Below are 17,171 nucleotides of genomic sequence, written 5' to 3' on the forward strand. Positions count from 1 at the left end.
CCCTGCGGGGACGCTGTTACACCCGCTCATCCCCCTTCACGCACGTCTCCCCTTCCCGCTGTTCCAGTGCAATATGATTCACCGCCGTATGCTGCGCTATCAACGTCGCGAGCCGGGGTGAATGGCTGGTGATCCAGAGCTGACTGAACTCGCTGGCTTCGGCGATTAAGCGCGCCAGCGCAGGCAACAGATCTTCATGCAGGCTGTTTTCCGGCTCATTCAGTGCCATAAAGGCAGGCGGACGCGGGCTGAGCAGTGCGACAACCAGACAGAGAAACCGCAGCGTGCCATCAGAAAACTCCGCGCTCTCCAGCGGACGCAGAATGCCCTGGCGCGACATCAGCATCTGGAAACGGCCATTCTGCACATCGACATCAAACTGGCTGTCGGGAAACGCCTGTTCCATCACCTCAGACAGGAGTTCGGAATGACCGCGCTCCACAATGGTCGCCCAGGCCGCCGCCAGATTACTGCCATCATGGCTCAGCACCGGCGCACGCACGCCAATCTGCGGTGCCCGTATCGGTGAGCCAGGCCAGACCGCAAACTCATGGTAAAAGCGCCACTGCTGCAGACGTTCGCGCAGCTGCGAAAGCTCCGGATAGCGATGGGGTTCGCCAAGCTGACCAAACAGCGACTCTTCGGGATGCAGCACCGCCGGATAGGCGACGCGCTCGCCCTCAACGTTGTGCAGAAAGGCAGTCTGATTTTCGCGCTGCATAATACAGGCGGAAGGACGGCGCTGCTGACCGCTCAGCCAGAGTCGCTCCTGCTTCACCAGCGGATCGAGATTAAACAGGCTGGTCACCAGCGGCTCGGGAAAGCCAATCTCCAGCTGGTAATCCATGTCATCCATCACCACGGCCAGCTCCAGGCGCTTTGGATCGTGTCGGCGATCGCCCCGGCGTAAGCCGCCCGCCCACATCGCTTTCTGAATACCGCCTTCTTCAGCCAGCGCCAGTGCCAGGCGACCGCTGGCAGCCTCATGCAGCAGCCGCACCGCTTTGTAGAGGTTGGATTTACCGCAGCCGTTAGGACCGCTCACCACATTCAGCTGCTGCAGCGACAGCGTCAGGTTACGTATCGAGCGGAAGCCGCGGATCTGAATCTGTTCAATCGCCATAATAAAAAAGGGCGATTGCTCGCCCTCTCCGGTTTATTTTCGACGCCAGCTGGAGCCCTGCGGCCCATCCTCGACGATGACACCCAGCGCGTTAAGCTTGTCGCGCGCGATGTCCGCTTCCGCCCAGGCTTTGGCGGCGCGCGCATCGGCACGGGCTTTAACCCAGTGCTCAATCTCGGCAACCTCTTCGTCATTGACCTGCGCGCCGCTTTGCAGGAACAACTCAGGGTCCTGCTGCAGAATGCCCAGCACGTTGGCCATCTCGCGCAGCTTTGACGCCAGCCCGTGCGCTGAAGCGCCATCTTCACTTTTCAGGCGGTTCACTTCTCGCGCCATGTCGAACAGCACCGAATAGGCTTCCGGAGTGTTGAAATCATCATCCATCGCGCTGCGGAACCGCGCTTCGAACGCTTCGCCGCCGTGGGCAGGCACGCTGCTGTCGGTGTGACGCAGTGCCGTATAGAGACGCTCCAGCGCCGCACGCGCCTGATTCAGGTTATCTTCGCCGTAGTTAAGCTGGCTGCGATAGTGACCGGACATCAGGAAGTAACGCACCGTCTCCGCATCATAATGTTGCAGCACGTCACGCACGGTGAAGAAGTTACCGAGCGATTTGGACATCTTCTCGCGGTCAACCATCACCATGCCGGAGTGCATCCAGTAGTTGACGTAAGGACCGTCATGGGCGCAGCTCGACTGAGCGATTTCGTTTTCATGGTGCGGGAACATCAGATCGGAGCCGCCGCCGTGGATATCGAAATGGGTGCCCAGCTGTTTGCAGTTCATTGCCGAGCACTCAATGTGCCAGCCAGGACGACCGTTGCCCCACGGCGATGACCAGGCTGGCTCATCCGCTTTGGACATTTTCCACAGCACGAAGTCCATCGGGTTGCGTTTCACGTCGGCGACTTCAACACGCGCGCCCGCCTGCAACTGCTCCAGATCCTGACGCGACAGCGCGCCGTAATCGGTGTCGCTGAGGACATCAAACATCACGTCGCCATTGTCCGCCACATAAGCGTGACCGCGAGCGATAAGTGTTTCCACCAGCTCGATAATCTCAGCGATGTGACGGGTAGCGCGCGGCTCCTCATCGGGCGGCAGAATCCCCAGCGCGGCGAAGTCGTTGTGCATCTCGCCAATCATGCGGTTAGTCAGGGTTTCGATGCTCTCGCCGTTTTCGTTGGCGCGCCTGATGATTTTGTCATCAATGTCGGTGATGTTACGTACATAATTAAGCTGATAACCGAGGTAACGCAGGTAGCGCGCCACCACGTCAAACGCCACGAACGTCCGCCCATGACCAATGTGACAGAGGTCATACACCGTGATGCCGCAAACATACATCCCGATTTTACCGGCATGAATGGGTTTGAATTCCTCTTTCTGTCGACTCAGGGTGTTATAAATCTTAAGCATTGAACGGTTCCGTTTTCGCGTGTGGTTGGCACTTTTAAGTATCCAGACATTGTGCCGTATTTTTATCGCTCGCGCGACGCAAAGCAAGCCAACTGCGCCGCGCTGCTGACGCGTCATTGGAAATTATGATATAAGAACGGTCGACAAAAAGGGGGACGCCCATCGACAGAGCGACCTCAGCAACTGATGACAACCTTTACAGGACGACAAAAATGGTAACTTTCCAGACGAACCATGGCGATATCGTAATCAAAACTTTCGATGATAAAGCGCCGGCAACCGTACAGAACTTCCTGGATTACTGCCGTGAAGGTTTTTACGACAACACCATTTTTCACCGCGTAATCAACGGCTTTATGATTCAGGGCGGCGGCTTCGAGCCGGGCATGAAGCAGAAAGAAACTAAAGCCGAAATTCAGAACGAAGCCAGTAATGGCCTGAAAAACACCAAAGGTACGCTGGCAATGGCACGTACCTCTGCGCCGCACTCTGCGACCGCACAGTTTTTCATCAACGTAGCTGACAACGACTTCCTGAACTTCCGTGACGAAAGCGTTCAGGGCTGGGGCTACTGCGTATTCGCTGAAGTGGTTGAAGGTATGGATGTGGTCGAGAAGATCAAAGCGGTCTCTACCGGCCGCAGCGGCATGCACCAGGATGTGCCAAAAGACGACGTCGTTATCCAGAAAGTGACCGTCAGCGAGTAATGTCGCGCACGCTGTTTATCGCAGATCTCCATCTGTGTCAGGAAGAACCGGCGATTACCGCCGGTTTTCTGCATTTTTTACAGCGCGAAGCGCCCCACTGCGACGCGCTCTATATTCTCGGCGATCTGTTTGAAGCCTGGATTGGCGACGACGATCCCAATCCACTGCATCAGCAGGTTGCCCGCGCCCTGCGCGCCCTTCCGGTTCCGGTTTACTTTATCCATGGCAATCGCGACTTCCTGATTGGCCGACGCTTCGCGCAGGCCTGCGGCATGACGCTGCTGCCGGAAGAGCAGGTGCTGACGCTCTACGGCCATCGGTTGCTGATCATGCACGGCGATACGCTCTGTACCGACGATGCGGGTTACCTGCGTTTTCGGGCCAAAGTGCATAATCCCTGGATCCAGCGGCTGTTTCTCGCGTTGCCGTTATGGATACGTAAACGTATTGCCGCCCGGATGCGCGCCGACAGTAAACAGGCCAACCAGCATAAATCCCAGACCATCATGGATGTGAATCAGGAAGCGGTCGTCGCCACTATGCTGCGCCAGCAGGTGCCGCTGTTAATCCACGGTCACACTCATCGCCCGGCGATTCATACGCTGAGCCCGCAGGGTGAAACGGCGCAACGCGCGGTGCTGGGTGCCTGGCACAGCCGGGGTTCCATGATCCAGCTCGACGCCAGTGGCATTCAGCTTATCCATTTCGACTTTTAATCTGCGGTTAAATCCACGACCTTAAGCCCGACGCAACCGTTTTCCTTGCGTGCTTCTCATGCTATTCTCGGTGCCCTTCAAAACCTGTCCGCTCGGCCAGGTCTGTTTGTTCATTCACAGGAGTTGACCGCATGCCATCCAACGCCCCGGCCCGCATCGCCATTGTTATGGGTTCCAGAAGTGACTGGGCCACCATGCAGTTCGCCGCTGAAATCCTCTCCAGCCTGGACGTCCCTTTTGATGTTGAAGTGGTCTCTGCGCACCGCACCCCGGATAAACTGTTCAGCTTCGCCGAAACGGCAGCCGACAAGGGTCTTCAGGTGATTATTGCTGGCGCAGGTGGCGCGGCACATCTGCCGGGTATGCTGGCGGCAAAAACGCTGGTGCCGGTGCTGGGTGTGCCGGTGCAGAGCGCAGCACTGAGCGGCGTCGATAGCCTCTATTCGATTGTGCAGATGCCGCGCGGTATTCCGGTCGGTACGCTGGCGATTGGCAAGGCAGGCGCAGCCAATGCCGCGCTGCTGGCGGCGCAGATTCTGGCGCTGCATGACAGTGCGCTGGCGTTACGCCTGACCACCTGGCGTCAGAGCCAGACCGATGAGGTGCTGAACCATCCCGATCCGCGGGTGGATGCATGAAGCCGGTTTGCGTACTGGGCAACGGCCAGTTAGGTCGTATGCTGCGTCAGGCGGGTGAACCCCTGGGCATCGCGGTGTATCCGGTAGGCTTAGACGCCGATCCCACCGCGCTCCCTATCGCCGACAGCGTGATCACCGCCGAAATCGAACGCTGGCCGGAGACGGCGCTGACGCGTGAGCTGGCCAGCCATCCGGCCTTTGTTAACCGCGATATCTTTCCGCGTCTGGCGGATCGTCTGACGCAGAAACAGCTGCTGGATCAGCTGGGACTGGCCACCGCGCCGTGGCAGTTGCTGGCGGACAAAAGCGAATGGCCAGCGGTGTTCGACTCGCTGGGCGAATTAGCGATTGTGAAAAGCCGCACCGGCGGTTACGACGGCCGGGGTCAGTGGCGTCTGCGTGCCGATGAGACTCACACCCTGCCGGAGGCGTGCTACGGCGAATGCATCGTTGAGCAGGGCATCAACTTTTCCGGTGAAGTCTCACTGGTGGGGGCGCGCGGTCACGATGGCCAGGTGGTGTTCTATCCGCTGACGCATAACCTGCATCAGGATGGCATTCTGCGCACCAGCGTTGCGCTGCCGCAGGCGGATCAGACACAGCAGCAGCAGGCCGAAGCGATGCTGAGCGCGATCATGCAGGAACTGAACTACGTCGGCGTAATGGCGATGGAGTGTTTCGTTACGCCAGACGGATTGCTGATCAATGAGCTGGCGCCGCGCGTCCATAACAGTGGGCACTGGACGCAGAACGGTGCGTCGATCAGCCAGTTTGAGCTGCATCTGCGCGCCATTCTTGGTCTGGCATTACCACAGCCGGTGGTGTTTGCGCCGTCGGCGATGGTCAATCTGATTGGCACCGACGTGAATCTGAGCTGGCTGCAGCAGCCGCTGGTGCATCTGCACTGGTATGACAAAGAAGTGCGTCCGGGTCGTAAAGTGGGCCATCTGAACCTGACCGACAGTGATACAGAGCGGCTCAGGGCTGCCCTTAATGCGCTGGTGACGCAGCTACCGGAAGCGTACGCCAGCGGCATCGCCTGGGCGGTTGAAAAACTGTAATCCCCGCACCGCCTGATAATGCCTTTATCAGGCGGCTCAGAAGGTTAATGTGATGGACGTATACGCCGGTGAGCCAGGGTCGACACCGGTTAGACAGATTCAGACGCCGGTAACGGGTGCGATCGGGATCAAGGTCAAAGGCGGCCTGGTGCCGCCTTATTCCAGCCCTGCCTTACGCCGCATCAAACTTCCTGAACAACGCCTTCCCTTTCAGTAATCGGATCCCCAGCCAGCCACCGCAGAGCGATAACAGCAGCGCGCCACACAACGGCAGCGCCAGCCACAGGGTCCAGTCAGGCTGCCACGGGAAGTCGAAAATCTTAGTCTGTAATCCCCACAGTGCCGCTTCTGCCCCCATCGCCGCCGCCACGCCGGAGACCACGCCGAGCAATGCAAACTCACACCACAGCGTCGTGCGCAGCAGGCGTTTACCGGCACCCAGCGTGCGATAGACCACCAGCTCCTGACGCCGCTGGCGCATACCGACCTGAATCTGCGCCAGCAGCAGCAACACGCCGCAGGCGGTTACCAGCACCACCATGATCTCCAGCGCCTGGCTGACCTGCGCCAGCACCTGGCCGATCTGCCGCATAATGCTGCCGATATCCAGCAGACTCAGCGCCGGAAAAGCACGGTTAAGCTGCGCCAGCAGAACAGGATTCGCCTCCATGCGGAAGCTGGTGAGCCAGGTCTGCGGCTGGCTGTCGAGCGCGCCCGGCGGGAAGATAAAGAAGAAGTTTGGCTTCAGGCTTTCCCAGTCCACTTTACGCAAACTGGTAATGCGCGCGCTGAAGGTCTGCGTATCGCCATCGAACGTCAGGGTATCGCCGAGCTTCAGCCCCAGCCGATCGGCCAGCTCCACTTCCATCGACACTTCACCCGCTTTAGGTGGCCAGTTGCCTGCCACCAGCGGATTATGATCCGGACGATCGGCCAGTTCCGTCAGGTTGAGCTCACGGTTCAGGGCATTATCCAGCTTCGGATCGGCCGGTTTGCCGTTGAGTTCACTGAGCCGCACCCGCGCAATCGGGTAAAAGGTCCCGGGCGTGATCTGATGCGACTGCAGGAAATCACGCACCTGCGGTACCTGATCTGCCGTCATGTTCAGCAGGAAGAAGTTCGGGCTATCCGCCGGTAACTGCTGCTGCCAGCGATCCAGCAGATCGCCACGCATTACCAGCAGCAGCGCCAGCAGCATGAACGACAGCGAAAAGGCCGCAAGCTGGCTCAGCGTCATGCCGGGCTGGCGCAGCAGCCGGTTGATCGCCAGTCGTAACGCCAGGTTGCGCACTACCAGCCGACGCAGCAGCAGCAGGGTTCCCCAGCCGAGTAGTGCCAGCAATCCCGCCAGCACCACCACGCCCGCCAGCAGCGCCCAGAGCATTTTACTGCCGCCAACCAGCAGCGCTAACAGCGTCACCACGACAGCAATCATCACCGGAATATAGATCTTCAGCGGCCAGAGGTTCGCCACCGCATCGCGCCGCAACACCCGCAGCGGCTGCGTCGCCAGCAGCAGACGATAGGGACGCAGACCCACCAGCAGCGAAATCACAAACAGCGATCCCACCGCCCAGATCCACGGCCAGACGCTCGCCGCCGGTAAGCTGGCAGGCAGCACGGGTTTCAGCATCGCCATCAGGATCGCTTCAACGCCCTGCCCCACCAGACCACCGGCAATCGCCGCCAGCAGCAGAACCGCCAGCCACTGACCGATGATCAGCCGCTGCAACGCGCCGTGCGTCGCACCCAGGGTTTTCAGCACCGCCACCAGATCGTAGCGGCTGCGGCAATAGTGGCTCATGGCGACCGCCACGGCCGCAATCGCCAGCATCAGCGTCAGCAAGGCCGAGAGCAGCAGGAACTGCTGTGCCCGCTGCATCGAACGGCCCAGTGCATCTTCCGAGTTCTCCACGCTGATCCAGCGCTGGTCCGCTTTCAGCTGTGGTTCAATCCAGCGGTCATAGCTGGCCAGCTGATCGGGATTACCGGAAAACTTATAGCGCCAGGTGATGCGGCTGCCTGGCTGAATCGCACCGGTTTTGGCGGCATCCGCCAGATTGATCAGCAGACGCGGCGCCATCTCAAACGGGTTAAAGCCACCATCCGGCTCCTGGATCACCTCGCCGCTGATACGCAGCTGGGTGTCACCCACTTCCAGCGTGTCGCCCACTTTCAGGTTCAGCAGCGCCATCAGGCGCGGTGCTGCCAGCGCAGTTCCCGCCTGCGGCCTCAGCCCCGGTGGCTGCGTCTGCAGCGTGCCAAACATCGGGTAGCGATCGTCCACCGCTTTTACTGAGGCAAGCTGCGGTGACTGATCGGCAAAGGTCATGGTCATAAAGGTCAGCTGACGGCTCACCGTCAGACCGCTTTCAGCTGCTTTTGCAAGCCAGGCTTCTGGCGCTGCATCACTGCTGCGCAGCGTACGGTCACCGGCCATAAAATCACGGCTCTGCTGATTCAGCCCTTTTTCCATGCGATCGCTGATCGACCCCAGCGCCAGCACGCAGGCCACCGCCAGCGTCAGCGCAAGCCAGACAATCAGCAGCGAGGGCGAACGCCACTCGCGCCAGAACCAGCGCCAGATCATTGCTCCTCCCACAATTTACCGTCGCGCAGCCGCAGGCGACGATCGCAGCGCGCCGCCAGTTGCTCGTCATGCGTCACCAGAATCAGCGTGGTGGCGAAGTCGCGGTTAAGGGAAAACAGCAGATCGGCAATGCGGTCACCGGTTTTACGATCGAGATTGCCGGTCGGTTCATCGGCAAACAGCAGACCAGGACGGCCACTGAAGGCGCGGGCCAGCGCCACGCGCTGCTGCTCGCCGCCTGAAAGCTGGGCGGGCAGATGATGCAGACGTTCACCCAGTCCGAGCAGCGTCAGAAGCTCTCTCGCCTGTTCACGGCTCTGACGGTCGCTGTCGCCGCGCAGCAGCGAAGGCAGCTGCACATTCTCCTGGGCATTCAGGGTTGGCACCAGCATAAACGACTGGAATACAAAGCCGACCTGCCGGGCACGCAGGGCCGCACGCTGCTCTTCGTTCATCTGGTGCAGTGGCTGCCCCAGCAGATGGACTTCGCCGCTGCTGCCATCGTCCAGCCCGGCCAGAATTCCGAGCAGGGTTGACTTGCCGGAACCGGATTCGCCAATCAGCGCAATGGTCTCAGCTGGTTTGACAACCAACTCAACTCCGGTAAGGATGGTTAACTGATGCTCTCCCTGACCGACGGACTTAGTAAGATGATGAACTTCAACAATGTTTTCCGCTGGCATTATCCCTTCCTGTTATTGATTCTTCTGCTGGTGTCGCGTCTTGCTGCTGCAGATACGCTGATGGTGCTGGGCGACAGCCTGAGTGCGGGCTATCGCATGTCTGCCACCGCGGCCTGGCCCAGCCTGCTTGATAAGCAGTGGCAGCAAAAACCTAAAGTGATCAACGCCAGTATCAGCGGTGATACGGCTGCACAGGGGTTGGCGCGCCTGCCCGCACTATTAAAACAGCATCAGCCGCAATGGGTGTTAATCGAATTGGGCGGTAACGATGGTTTGCGCGGTTTCCCGCCCGACGCTATCGCGCAGAATCTGAGTAAAGTTATCGACGATGTTAAAGCCGCCAATGCGAAGCCGCTGCTGATGCAGATTCGTCTGCCTGCCAACTATGGCCGCCGCTACACCGAAGCGTTCAGCGGCATCTATCCCGGATTAGCGCATCAGCATAACATTCCTCTGGTGCCCTTTTTCATGGAACAGGTTTATCTGAAACCCGAGTGGATGCAGCAGGATGGCATTCATCCTAATCCTGATGCCCAGCCTTTTATCGCCAAGTTAATGGCAAAAGACCTGGCCCCCTTAGTTAAGCAGCCGTAGCGCGCCTGGATGCGCAAAAAGGGTAAAGAAATGAAAAAGCACTTTGCCGCATATAATAAATTATTTAAATCAATAATTTAATATCGGTTTTTTTGTTATTGGCGGCAAAGTGGTGACAGCGGCTTTACATTTGCCGCGCTGTGAGGATGATCTATATAGGGTTATCAAGTGTGATGACCGCGCTTTTGTGTGGCGCAGCGGGCGTCTGTGGCGTTCTGGTGGCAGGTTAGTACAAAACGATCTCACCATTAAATAAAACATTGAGCCAGAACTACTCAACTCAATTATTAGTAGCTGCAAAATTATTAATAGCTGCAAAATCACAGCAGCAATTCAGGTTCAGCCACCTCTGATTTTCGCCGCTCCGTATGAAATCACATAGCCAACTATTAATGCTCCGATACACCCGGTAAGTTTCAGCCATGTGCTTTCAAACCAGAAAAAAGAACCCATAGCAAAAATCACAGACAAAAAGGTAATGGTTCCTTCAATTGCGTGGGACATTAACGATTTTACAAATTTCATCTTGTATTCCTTTACAATTAATAGGATGTCCTTCGATGAACACAAGGTAAGGCTCTAATTGTCGTTCAACGAGGAAATAAACCATATCTAAATTCTCTTTTGATACCCTGGCGTGCGTAGCCGGATATTTGTTTTTCATCCTTCTTGACGCTCTTGCTGACTCTTCAATTATCCCCTGTAACATCACCACGTTTAGAGAGGCTGAAGCACTGAATCGGATGAAATGCCTGTATGCCTCGTCAATAGCCAACCGACGCAACATCATACTTGCTGTTGTCTGTGCCAATGTAATTTGCCCGGCTGTTCGTCCTGCAATGCTTCCAGCGCCGTACCCCAATTTATTGTTAACAGCCTCCTTTCCTTCATCATCAAGCTTTTGATAAAACCAGGTGAAAACAAGAGTAATTAGTCTGCGTAAAGGTGACTCAGCATTACCCAAGCTTTTGAGCATATAGAAAAAACGCTCCGTCTCAGCCTGATTTCTTTGTTTAGCACTCTGCCCTGCGAGTCCGCTCCCCTCCCAACTTCTGACCATACCCATGTAAGCTGTATTTGGTATGGAAGATATCCCATCGAGAATTCCCAGTGCAGCCTGTTTAATGTCCATATATCATCCCTGCGGTCCTGAATCTGTACGAATAATAACTAAAGTTCATGAGTGCTTCCAGACGATTTCTTGAGTTTACCCGCCAGCCAGAATTTCCTCCTGTGCCACGCCAGATCTGTCATTTCGCCAGATGATGTAAGCAAAACCAGTAACATCAAAATGGCAGAGACTTTATGCCCGGTCTGGGTCTGATCATTATTAAGATGTTATCGTAATCACTCATTTTTCACGGCAGACTCCTGGTAAATCAGGAGGAAGATAAAAGAGAAACGTGAAATGCTGACTCATTGCAATCAGGTATACATGCAGAAGAAATAACAGCTTATTAAAAAAACATGAGATTCGAAGGGGATGAATTTGTGCAAAAAAACATTCTGATTACAGGTTGTTCCAGCGGTATTGGCCTGGTTGCCGCTCACGATTTACTGGCGCGGGGCTACCGGGTGATCGCCGCCTGCCGTAAAGCAGAGGATGTCGCCCGCATGGAAACACTGGGCTTTACCGGGCTGCAACTGGATCTCGACGATCCGCAAAGTGTGGATCAGGCCGCCGACACAGTGCTCGCGCTCTGCGATAACCGTCTGACGGCGCTGTTTAACAACGCCGGATTTGGTCTCTACGGCCCGCTGCACACCCTCTCCCGCCAGCAGCTGGAACAGCAGTTTTCCAGCAACTTTTTCGGCGTTCATCAGCTGACACTGCGTCTGTTGCCCGCGTTGCAGGCCAGCGGCGATGGCCGCATTATTAATACCAGCTCGGTGCTGGGGCTGATCTCCACGCCAGGCCGGGGTGCCTATGCCGCCAGTAAATATGCGCTGGAAGCCTGGAGCGATGCGCTGCGGCTTGAAGTGCGCAGCCGCGGCATCCGGGTCAGCCTGATTGAACCGGGTCCGATTCAGACCCGTTTTACCGACAATGTGACGCAGGGCGAACAGCATAACCCGGTGCGTAACCCCGGCATCGCGGCACGTTTTACTCTGCCACCAGAAGCCATTCTGCCTAAACTTCGTCATGCACTCGAGAGTAAACATCCGCGTTTACGCTATCCGGTGACACTTGTCGCACACATAATGAGCCTGCTGAAACGGTTACTGCCCGGCTGGATGCTGGATCGCATTTTGCGCAGCCATTAAGCAGCCATGCGCAATAGCGCTTGAAGCCGGGCCAGTTGGCCCCATATTCTTAGAACACTTTTTGCAAAGAGACTTATCCATGTCACCACAAGCTTCTATCATCGACATCAACGAATCTAACCTGCAGCAGACCCTTGAGCAGTCGATGCAGCTGCCGGTGCTGTTCTACTTCTGGTCTGAGCGCAGCCAGCACTGTCAGGAGCTGACGCCCGTGCTGGAGCGCCTGGCGCAGGAGTACGCGGGTCAGTTTATTCTCGCAAAACTGGATTGCGACAAAGAGCAAAGGGTGGCGTCGCAGTTTGGTCTGCGTTCAATCCCGACCGTCTATCTGTTCCAGGATGGTCAGCCGGTTGATGGCTTCCAGGGACCGCAGCCGGAAGAAGCGATCCGCGCCCTGCTGGAAAAAGTCCTGCCGCGCGAAGAAGAGCTGAAAGCGCAGCAGGCGATGGCGCTGATGCAGGAAGGTAAACCGCTGGAGGCGCTGCCGTTGTTAAAAGATGCGTGGCAGCTGAGCAATCAGTCCAGCGAGATCGGTTTCCTGCTGGCTGACGTACTGATTACCCTGAACCGCAGCGATGAAGCGGAAGCGGTGCTGAAAGTGGTGCCATTGCAGGATCAGGATACCCGCTATCAGAGCCTGATGGCGCAGATCGATCTGCTGAAACAGGCAGCGGATACGCCGGAGATTCAGCAGCTGCAATCCCAGCTGGAGGCTGACCCGACTAACGCCGGGCTGGCTGCTAAACTCTCGTTACAGCTGCATCAGGTGGGTCGTAATGAAGAAGCGCTGGAACTGCTGTTCAGCTTCCTGAAATCCGATCTTAATGCCGCTGATGGCCAGGCGCGTAAAATGCTGCAGGAGATTCTGGCGGCGCTGGGTACCGGCGATGCACTTGCCGCGCGTTATCGCCGTCAGCTCTATTCCCTGCTCTACTAAGCGGCAGCACCCCGGGCCGAAGCGACTCGGCCCGTTAATCTGACAACGCGGAGGTTGTATGATAACTGTAATTCCTGCCCTGATTATTCTGGCGCTGGTGGCGGTCTGGGCCACCGTCAAGATCGTGCCACAAGGTTTTCAATGGACGGTTGAGCGCTTTGGCCGTTATACCCGCACCCTGCAGCCAGGATTAAGCCTGGTGGTGCCGTTCATGGATCGTGTCGGTCGTAAGATCAACATGATGGAACAGGTACTCGATATTCCCTCGCAGGAGATCATCTCCAAAGACAATGCCAACGTCACCATCGATGCAGTCTGCTTTATTCAGGTCGTTGACCCGGCGCGTGCCGCGTATGAAGTCAGCAATCTTGAGCAGGCGATTCTTAACCTCACCATGACCAATATGCGTACCGTGCTTGGCAGCATGGAGCTGGACGAAATGCTGTCACAGCGCGACAGCATCAACACCCGCCTGCTGCATATCGTGGATGAAGCGACCAATCCGTGGGGTGTCAAGATCACCCGCATCGAGATCCGCGATGTGCGTCCGCCGCAGGAGCTGATTGGCGCGATGAATGCGCAGATGAAAGCGGAGCGAACTAAACGCGCCGATATTCTGACCGCCGAAGGGGTGCGACAGGCGGCGATCCTGCGCGCTGAAGGGGATAAGCAGTCGCAAATCCTCAAAGCAGAAGGTGAACGGACCTCGGCGTTCCTGCAGGCAGAAGCGCGCGAACGTCAGGCGGAAGCGGAAGCTAACGCCACTAAGATGGTCTCGGAAGCGATCGCATCAGGTGATATTCAGGCCATTAACTACTTTGTGGCACAGAAATATACCGATGCGCTGCAAAAAATCGGTGAAGCTAATAACAGCAAAGTGGTGATGATGCCGCTGGAGGCGAGCAGTCTGCTGGGTTCGATTGCGGGCATCGGTGAACTGCTGAAGGAATCACGCACTGAGTCGAAACGCTGATGCTGGTCGATATTATCGCGCATCCGCACTGGTTCTGGCTGACGCTGGGTGGGTTACTGCTGGCGGCTGAGATGCTGGGCACCAGCGGTTACCTGCTCTGGAGCGGGCTGGCGGCGGTCATCGTCGGCCTCATTGAGTGGTTTGTGCCGGTAAGCTGGACGGCGCAGGGCTCTCTGTTTGCCGTGCTGACGCTGATCTGCGTCTTTTTATGGTATCGCTGGATGCGCCACCGTGAAGCGCGTCAGAAACCCAATGCCCTGAACCAGCGCGGCAGTCAGATGATCGGGTTGCAGCTGACGCTGGATACCGCGCTGCATAACCGCACCGGCCATGTGCGGATCGGGGACAGCAGCTGGCGGGTCGAGGCGGAGCAGGATCTGCCTGCGGGCACAGCAGTGGTCGTAACCGGCATTGAGGGGATTACGCTGCGTATTCAGCCACGCTGACCGCAGCATCCAGCCAGATTGTTGATAATCGGACATTCGGCGCCGTCATCGCCGGGACAGGCCTCTGCCAGCGCCAGCAGGCGAGCGCGCATGACGTGTAGCTCTTCAATATGCGCCGCAATTTCATCCGCTTTCTGCAGGGTACGGGCTTTTACATCGGCACTGTGGCGCGACGGATTGTTAAACAGTGCCACCAGCTCACGACACTCATCCAGCGTGAAGCCAACCTGTCGCGCCTGACGTAACAGGTTCAGCTCCTCAAGATGGTGTCCGTTGTAGCTGCGGTAGCCATTTTCACTGCGCAACGGCGGTGTCACCACTCCCTTCTCTTCGTAAAAACGTATCGCCTTGCTGGTCAGTCCGGTCTTTTTTGCCACATCGCTGATGTTCATTTTCGTCCCCTTGACCTTCCCCTTGATGGAAGGTTTATGCTTAAGCATGAATCGAAAATGACCAATCGGTCAAATGGGATTACAGAAGGAGTTGATTATGTCACACACTATTTCTCTGGCACTGGACGGCTTGTCCTGCGGCCACTGTGTCAAACGTGTCAAAGAGGCACTGGAACAACGTGATGATGTTGACCAGGCCAACGTGACCCAACAGGAAGCGCAGGTTTCCGGTCACGCAGATGCGGCCGCGCTGATCGCCACCGTGGAGCAGGCGGGTTATCACGCGACGCTGAAAACCGCGGACGCTTCCCCAAAGTCTGAACCGTTGACAGCATCAGAGCCGCCGCCGGAGGCGCTGACAACGGAGACTGCTTCCCGTCCGGCAGAAACAACCCTCCCCACCCATATGCTGCTGATTGAGGGCATGACCTGCGCCAGTTGCGTGAGCCGGGTGGAAAAAGCACTGCAGCAGGTCGCAGGCGTCAGCCAGGCGCGCGTCAATCTCGGCGAACGCAGTGCGCTGGTGCTGGGCGACGCTGATCCGCAGCAGCTGGTAGCGGCCGTCGATGCCGCGGGTTATGGCGCGCAGGTAGTGGATGACGAGCAGGAGCGACGTGAGAAGCAGCAGCTCAGCGCCCGCAGCGCGATGCGGCGTTTCAGCTGGCAGGCTGCTGTCGCCCTGGCGTTTGGCCTGCCGCTGATGATCTGGGGCATGGTGGGCGACAACATGATGCTCACCGATCACAACCACGGCGTCTGGCTGACGCTGGGCATCGTGACTCTGCTGATCATGATCGTCACCGGCAGCCATTTTTATCGCAGTGCCTGGCGCAGTTTACGCAATGGCAGCGCCACCATGGATACGCTGGTGGCACTCGGCACAGGCGCCGCCTGGATTTACTCCTTTAGCGTGGTGTTGTGGCCCGACTTTTTCCCGCCACAGGCGCGCCATCTCTATTTCGAAGCCAGCGTCATGATCCTGGGCCTGATCAATCTGGGGCATGCCCTGGAGCAGCGGGCGCGTCAGCGATCTTCTAAAGCGCTGGAAAGATTGCTGGATCTGACGCCAGCCCAGGCGCGGCAGGTTGATCAACAGGGCGACAGGCTGATTCCGGTCAGCGAAGTGCAGCCCGGCATGACGCTGCGCCTGGTCACCGGCGATCGGGTGCCGGTTGATGGCGAAATAGCTACCGGTGAAGCCTGGTTTGATGAAGCGATGCTGACCGGCGAAGCGGTGCCGCAAAGCAAGACCCCGGGCGCAGCCATCTTTGCCGGCACCCTGGTGCAGGATGGCTCGGTAGAATTTATCGCCCGGGCGACGGGTAATCACACCACCCTGTCGCGCATTATCCGGCTGGTGCGTCAGGCGCAGAGCAGTAAACCGGATGTGGGCCGTCTGGCGGATCGCATCTCCGCCGTTTTTGTCCCGGTGGTGGTGTTGATCGCACTGCTCAGCGGCGCAGTGTGGTATCTGTTCGGACCGCAGCCACAAATTGCCTACATGCTGGTGATCGCGACAACCGTGCTGATTATCGCCTGTCCTTGTGCGCTGGGCCTGGCGACGCCGATGTCGATTATTGCCGGTGTTGGCCGCGCCGCCGAGCTGGGGGTGCTGGTGCGCGACGCCGATGCCTTGCAGCGCGCCAGCCAAATCGACACGCTGGTGTTTGATAAAACCGGCACACTCACTGCCGGCAGGCCGCAGGTCAGTGACGTGCAGGTCTGGGGGGATGCCACCCGTGAATCAGTGTTAGCGACCGCGGCTGCGCTGGAGTTCGCCTCGGGCCATCCGCTGGCAAAAGCGATTGTCGCCGAAGCGAAACTGACCCAGCCGCCTCTGTTAGCGCAATTTCGTACAATACGCGGCAAAGGGGTCAGCGGTAGTCTGGATGGCAGAACGCTGCTGCTGGGTAATGCCGCGCTGATGCAGGATAACGGCGTCGATTACCAGGCGGCGGAAGCAGAGATTGCGCGGCTGACGCAACAGGGTGCAACGCCGGTGTTACTGGCTGAGCAGGGCCAGCTAACCGGGCTTATCGCGCTGCGCGATCAGCTTCGACCGGAAAGCGGCGCAGCTCTGAAGCGACTGCATCAGCAGGGTTATCGCCTGATTATGCTGACCGGCGATCATGAAAATACCGCGCGCGCCATTGCTGCCGAGGTCGGTATTGATGAAGTGATTGCGGGCGTGATGCCGGAAGGCAAAGCGGCTGCAATTGAACACTTACAGCAGCAGGGTCGTCGCGTCGCGATGGTAGGCGATGGCATCAATGACGCGCCCGCACTGGCGCAGGCCGATGTGGGCATTGCCATGGGTGGCGGCAGCGATGTGGCGGTGGAAACCGCGGGCATCACGTTGATGCGTGCCGACCTGAACAGCGTGGCGGACGCGTTAGCGCTCTCTTCCGCGACGCTGCGCAATATCCGGCAGAATCTGTTTGGGGCATTTATCTATAACAGCATCGGCATTCCGGTGGCGGCGGGTGTGCTCTATCCGCTGACCGGTACCCTGCTCAGCCCGATTGTGGCGGGTGCAGCGATGGCGCTCTCCTCCATTACCGTGGTCAGCAATGCTAACCGCCTGCTGCGTTACCGGCCACCGCGCGAGTAATCGCCGTTTCAGCGCT

17 protein-coding genes are annotated in these 17,171 nt (G+C 57.8%); 10 read left to right on the top strand and 7 right to left on the bottom strand.

The genetic code is table 11. The features are described 5' to 3' along the window. Nucleotides 1–16: 16 nt before the first annotated feature. Both OK409_RS09525 and cysS read right to left on the bottom strand, forming a co-directional pair. Nucleotides 17–1,123, bottom strand: a complete 1,107-nt coding sequence (locus OK409_RS09525) for an AAA family ATPase (protein WP_010671239.1) — start codon at nt 1,121–1,123, stop codon at nt 17–19. Nucleotides 1,124–1,156: 33 nt separating this feature from the next. Then, a complete protein-coding gene (gene cysS, locus OK409_RS09530; protein ID WP_010259051.1) occupies nt 1,157–2,542 on the bottom strand; it encodes a cysteine--tRNA ligase in 1,386 nt (461 codons plus the stop codon). A 212-nt stretch (nt 2,543–2,754) separates the two neighbouring features. Here cysS and ppiB point away from each other — a divergent pair, with 212 nt between their 5' ends. From ppiB to purK, 4 genes are all read left to right on the top strand, one after another. Continuing rightward, the gene (gene ppiB, locus OK409_RS09535) at nt 2,755–3,249 is read left to right on the top strand and encodes a peptidylprolyl isomerase B (protein WP_010259052.1); all 495 of its coding nucleotides are present in this window, start codon (nt 2,755–2,757) and stop codon (nt 3,247–3,249) included. Next, complete coding sequence (gene lpxH / locus OK409_RS09540; RefSeq protein WP_264367007.1) at nt 3,249–3,965, top strand: UDP-2,3-diacylglucosamine diphosphatase; 717 nt, start codon at nt 3,249–3,251, stop codon at nt 3,963–3,965. The genes ppiB and lpxH overlap by 1 nt, the downstream gene beginning before the upstream one ends. Nucleotides 3,966–4,096: 131 nt before the next feature. Next, nucleotides 4,097–4,603: a 5-(carboxyamino)imidazole ribonucleotide mutase gene (gene purE / locus OK409_RS09545; RefSeq protein ID WP_033779634.1), complete on the top strand. Its 507-nt coding sequence runs from the start codon at nt 4,097–4,099 to the stop codon at nt 4,601–4,603. After that, nucleotides 4,600–5,664: a 5-(carboxyamino)imidazole ribonucleotide synthase gene (gene purK, locus OK409_RS09550; RefSeq protein WP_163640636.1), complete on the top strand. Its 1,065-nt coding sequence runs from the start codon at nt 4,600–4,602 to the stop codon at nt 5,662–5,664. The genes purE and purK overlap by 4 nt, the downstream gene beginning before the upstream one ends. Nucleotides 5,665–5,836: 172 nt before the next feature. Here the strand turns inward: purK and ybbP are convergent, their stop codons facing one another. Both ybbP and ybbA read right to left on the bottom strand, forming a co-directional pair. After that, nucleotides 5,837–8,254, bottom strand: a complete 2,418-nt coding sequence (ybbP, locus tag OK409_RS09555; protein ID WP_167429853.1) for a putative ABC transporter permease subunit YbbP — start codon at nt 8,252–8,254, stop codon at nt 5,837–5,839. Beyond that, complete coding sequence (gene ybbA / locus OK409_RS09560) at nt 8,251–8,937, bottom strand: putative ABC transporter ATP-binding protein YbbA (protein WP_010259059.1); 687 nt, start codon at nt 8,935–8,937, stop codon at nt 8,251–8,253. The genes ybbP and ybbA overlap by 4 nt, the downstream gene beginning before the upstream one ends. Here ybbA and tesA point away from each other — a divergent pair. Then, on the top strand, nt 8,905–9,531 hold the full coding sequence (gene tesA, locus OK409_RS09565; RefSeq protein ID WP_264367008.1) for a multifunctional acyl-CoA thioesterase I/protease I/lysophospholipase L1: 627 nt from the start codon (nt 8,905–8,907) through the stop codon (nt 9,529–9,531). The genes ybbA and tesA overlap by 33 nt on opposite strands. A 339-nt stretch (nt 9,532–9,870) precedes the next feature. Here the strand turns inward: tesA and OK409_RS09570 are convergent, their stop codons facing one another. Together OK409_RS09570 and OK409_RS09575 are read right to left on the bottom strand one after the other, a co-directional pair. Next, complete coding sequence (locus tag OK409_RS09570) at nt 9,871–10,056, bottom strand: hypothetical protein (RefSeq protein ID WP_135980156.1); 186 nt, start codon at nt 10,054–10,056, stop codon at nt 9,871–9,873. After that, on the bottom strand, nt 10,019–10,663 hold the full coding sequence (locus OK409_RS09575) for a hypothetical protein (RefSeq protein WP_033779638.1): 645 nt from the start codon (nt 10,661–10,663) through the stop codon (nt 10,019–10,021). Before OK409_RS09575 ends, OK409_RS09570 begins: the two co-directional genes overlap by 38 nt. A gap of 359 nt (nt 10,664–11,022) precedes the next feature. Here OK409_RS09575 and OK409_RS09580 point away from each other — a divergent pair, with 359 nt between their 5' ends. The 4 genes from OK409_RS09580 (at nt 11,023) to OK409_RS09595 (ending at nt 14,152) form a co-directional block, all read left to right on the top strand. Continuing rightward, nucleotides 11,023–11,796 (top strand): SDR family oxidoreductase, encoded by a 774-nt coding sequence (locus OK409_RS09580; protein ID WP_179257114.1) that lies wholly within the window; start codon nt 11,023–11,025, stop codon nt 11,794–11,796. A 79-nt stretch (nt 11,797–11,875) separates the two neighbouring features. After that, the gene (locus OK409_RS09585; protein ID WP_022626096.1) at nt 11,876–12,733 is read left to right on the top strand and encodes a thioredoxin family protein; all 858 of its coding nucleotides are present in this window, start codon (nt 11,876–11,878) and stop codon (nt 12,731–12,733) included. A 58-nt stretch (nt 12,734–12,791) separates the two neighbouring features. Then, on the top strand, nt 12,792–13,706 hold the full coding sequence (locus tag OK409_RS09590; RefSeq protein ID WP_010259065.1) for an SPFH domain-containing protein: 915 nt from the start codon (nt 12,792–12,794) through the stop codon (nt 13,704–13,706). Beyond that, the gene (locus OK409_RS09595) at nt 13,706–14,152 is read left to right on the top strand and encodes an NfeD family protein (protein ID WP_010671234.1); all 447 of its coding nucleotides are present in this window, start codon (nt 13,706–13,708) and stop codon (nt 14,150–14,152) included. Before OK409_RS09590 ends, OK409_RS09595 begins: the two co-directional genes overlap by 1 nt. Here the strand turns inward: OK409_RS09595 and cueR are convergent. Next, on the bottom strand, nt 14,140–14,544 hold the full coding sequence (cueR, locus tag OK409_RS09600) for a Cu(I)-responsive transcriptional regulator (RefSeq protein ID WP_010259067.1): 405 nt from the start codon (nt 14,542–14,544) through the stop codon (nt 14,140–14,142). The two genes, OK409_RS09595 and cueR, sit on opposite strands and share 13 nt — an antisense overlap. Before the next feature lie 97 nt (nt 14,545–14,641). Here cueR and copA point away from each other — a divergent pair, with 97 nt between their 5' ends. Beyond that, entirely contained in the window at nt 14,642–17,155 is a 2,514-nt protein-coding gene (copA, locus tag OK409_RS09605; protein ID WP_264367009.1) for a copper-exporting P-type ATPase CopA, read from the top strand. The last annotated feature ends 16 nt before the right edge of the window (nt 17,156–17,171 follow it).

Source organism: Pantoea sp. RG18 (genome assembly GCF_025910075.1).
Lineage (GTDB): Bacteria > Pseudomonadota > Gammaproteobacteria > Enterobacterales > Enterobacteriaceae > Pantoea > Pantoea agglomerans.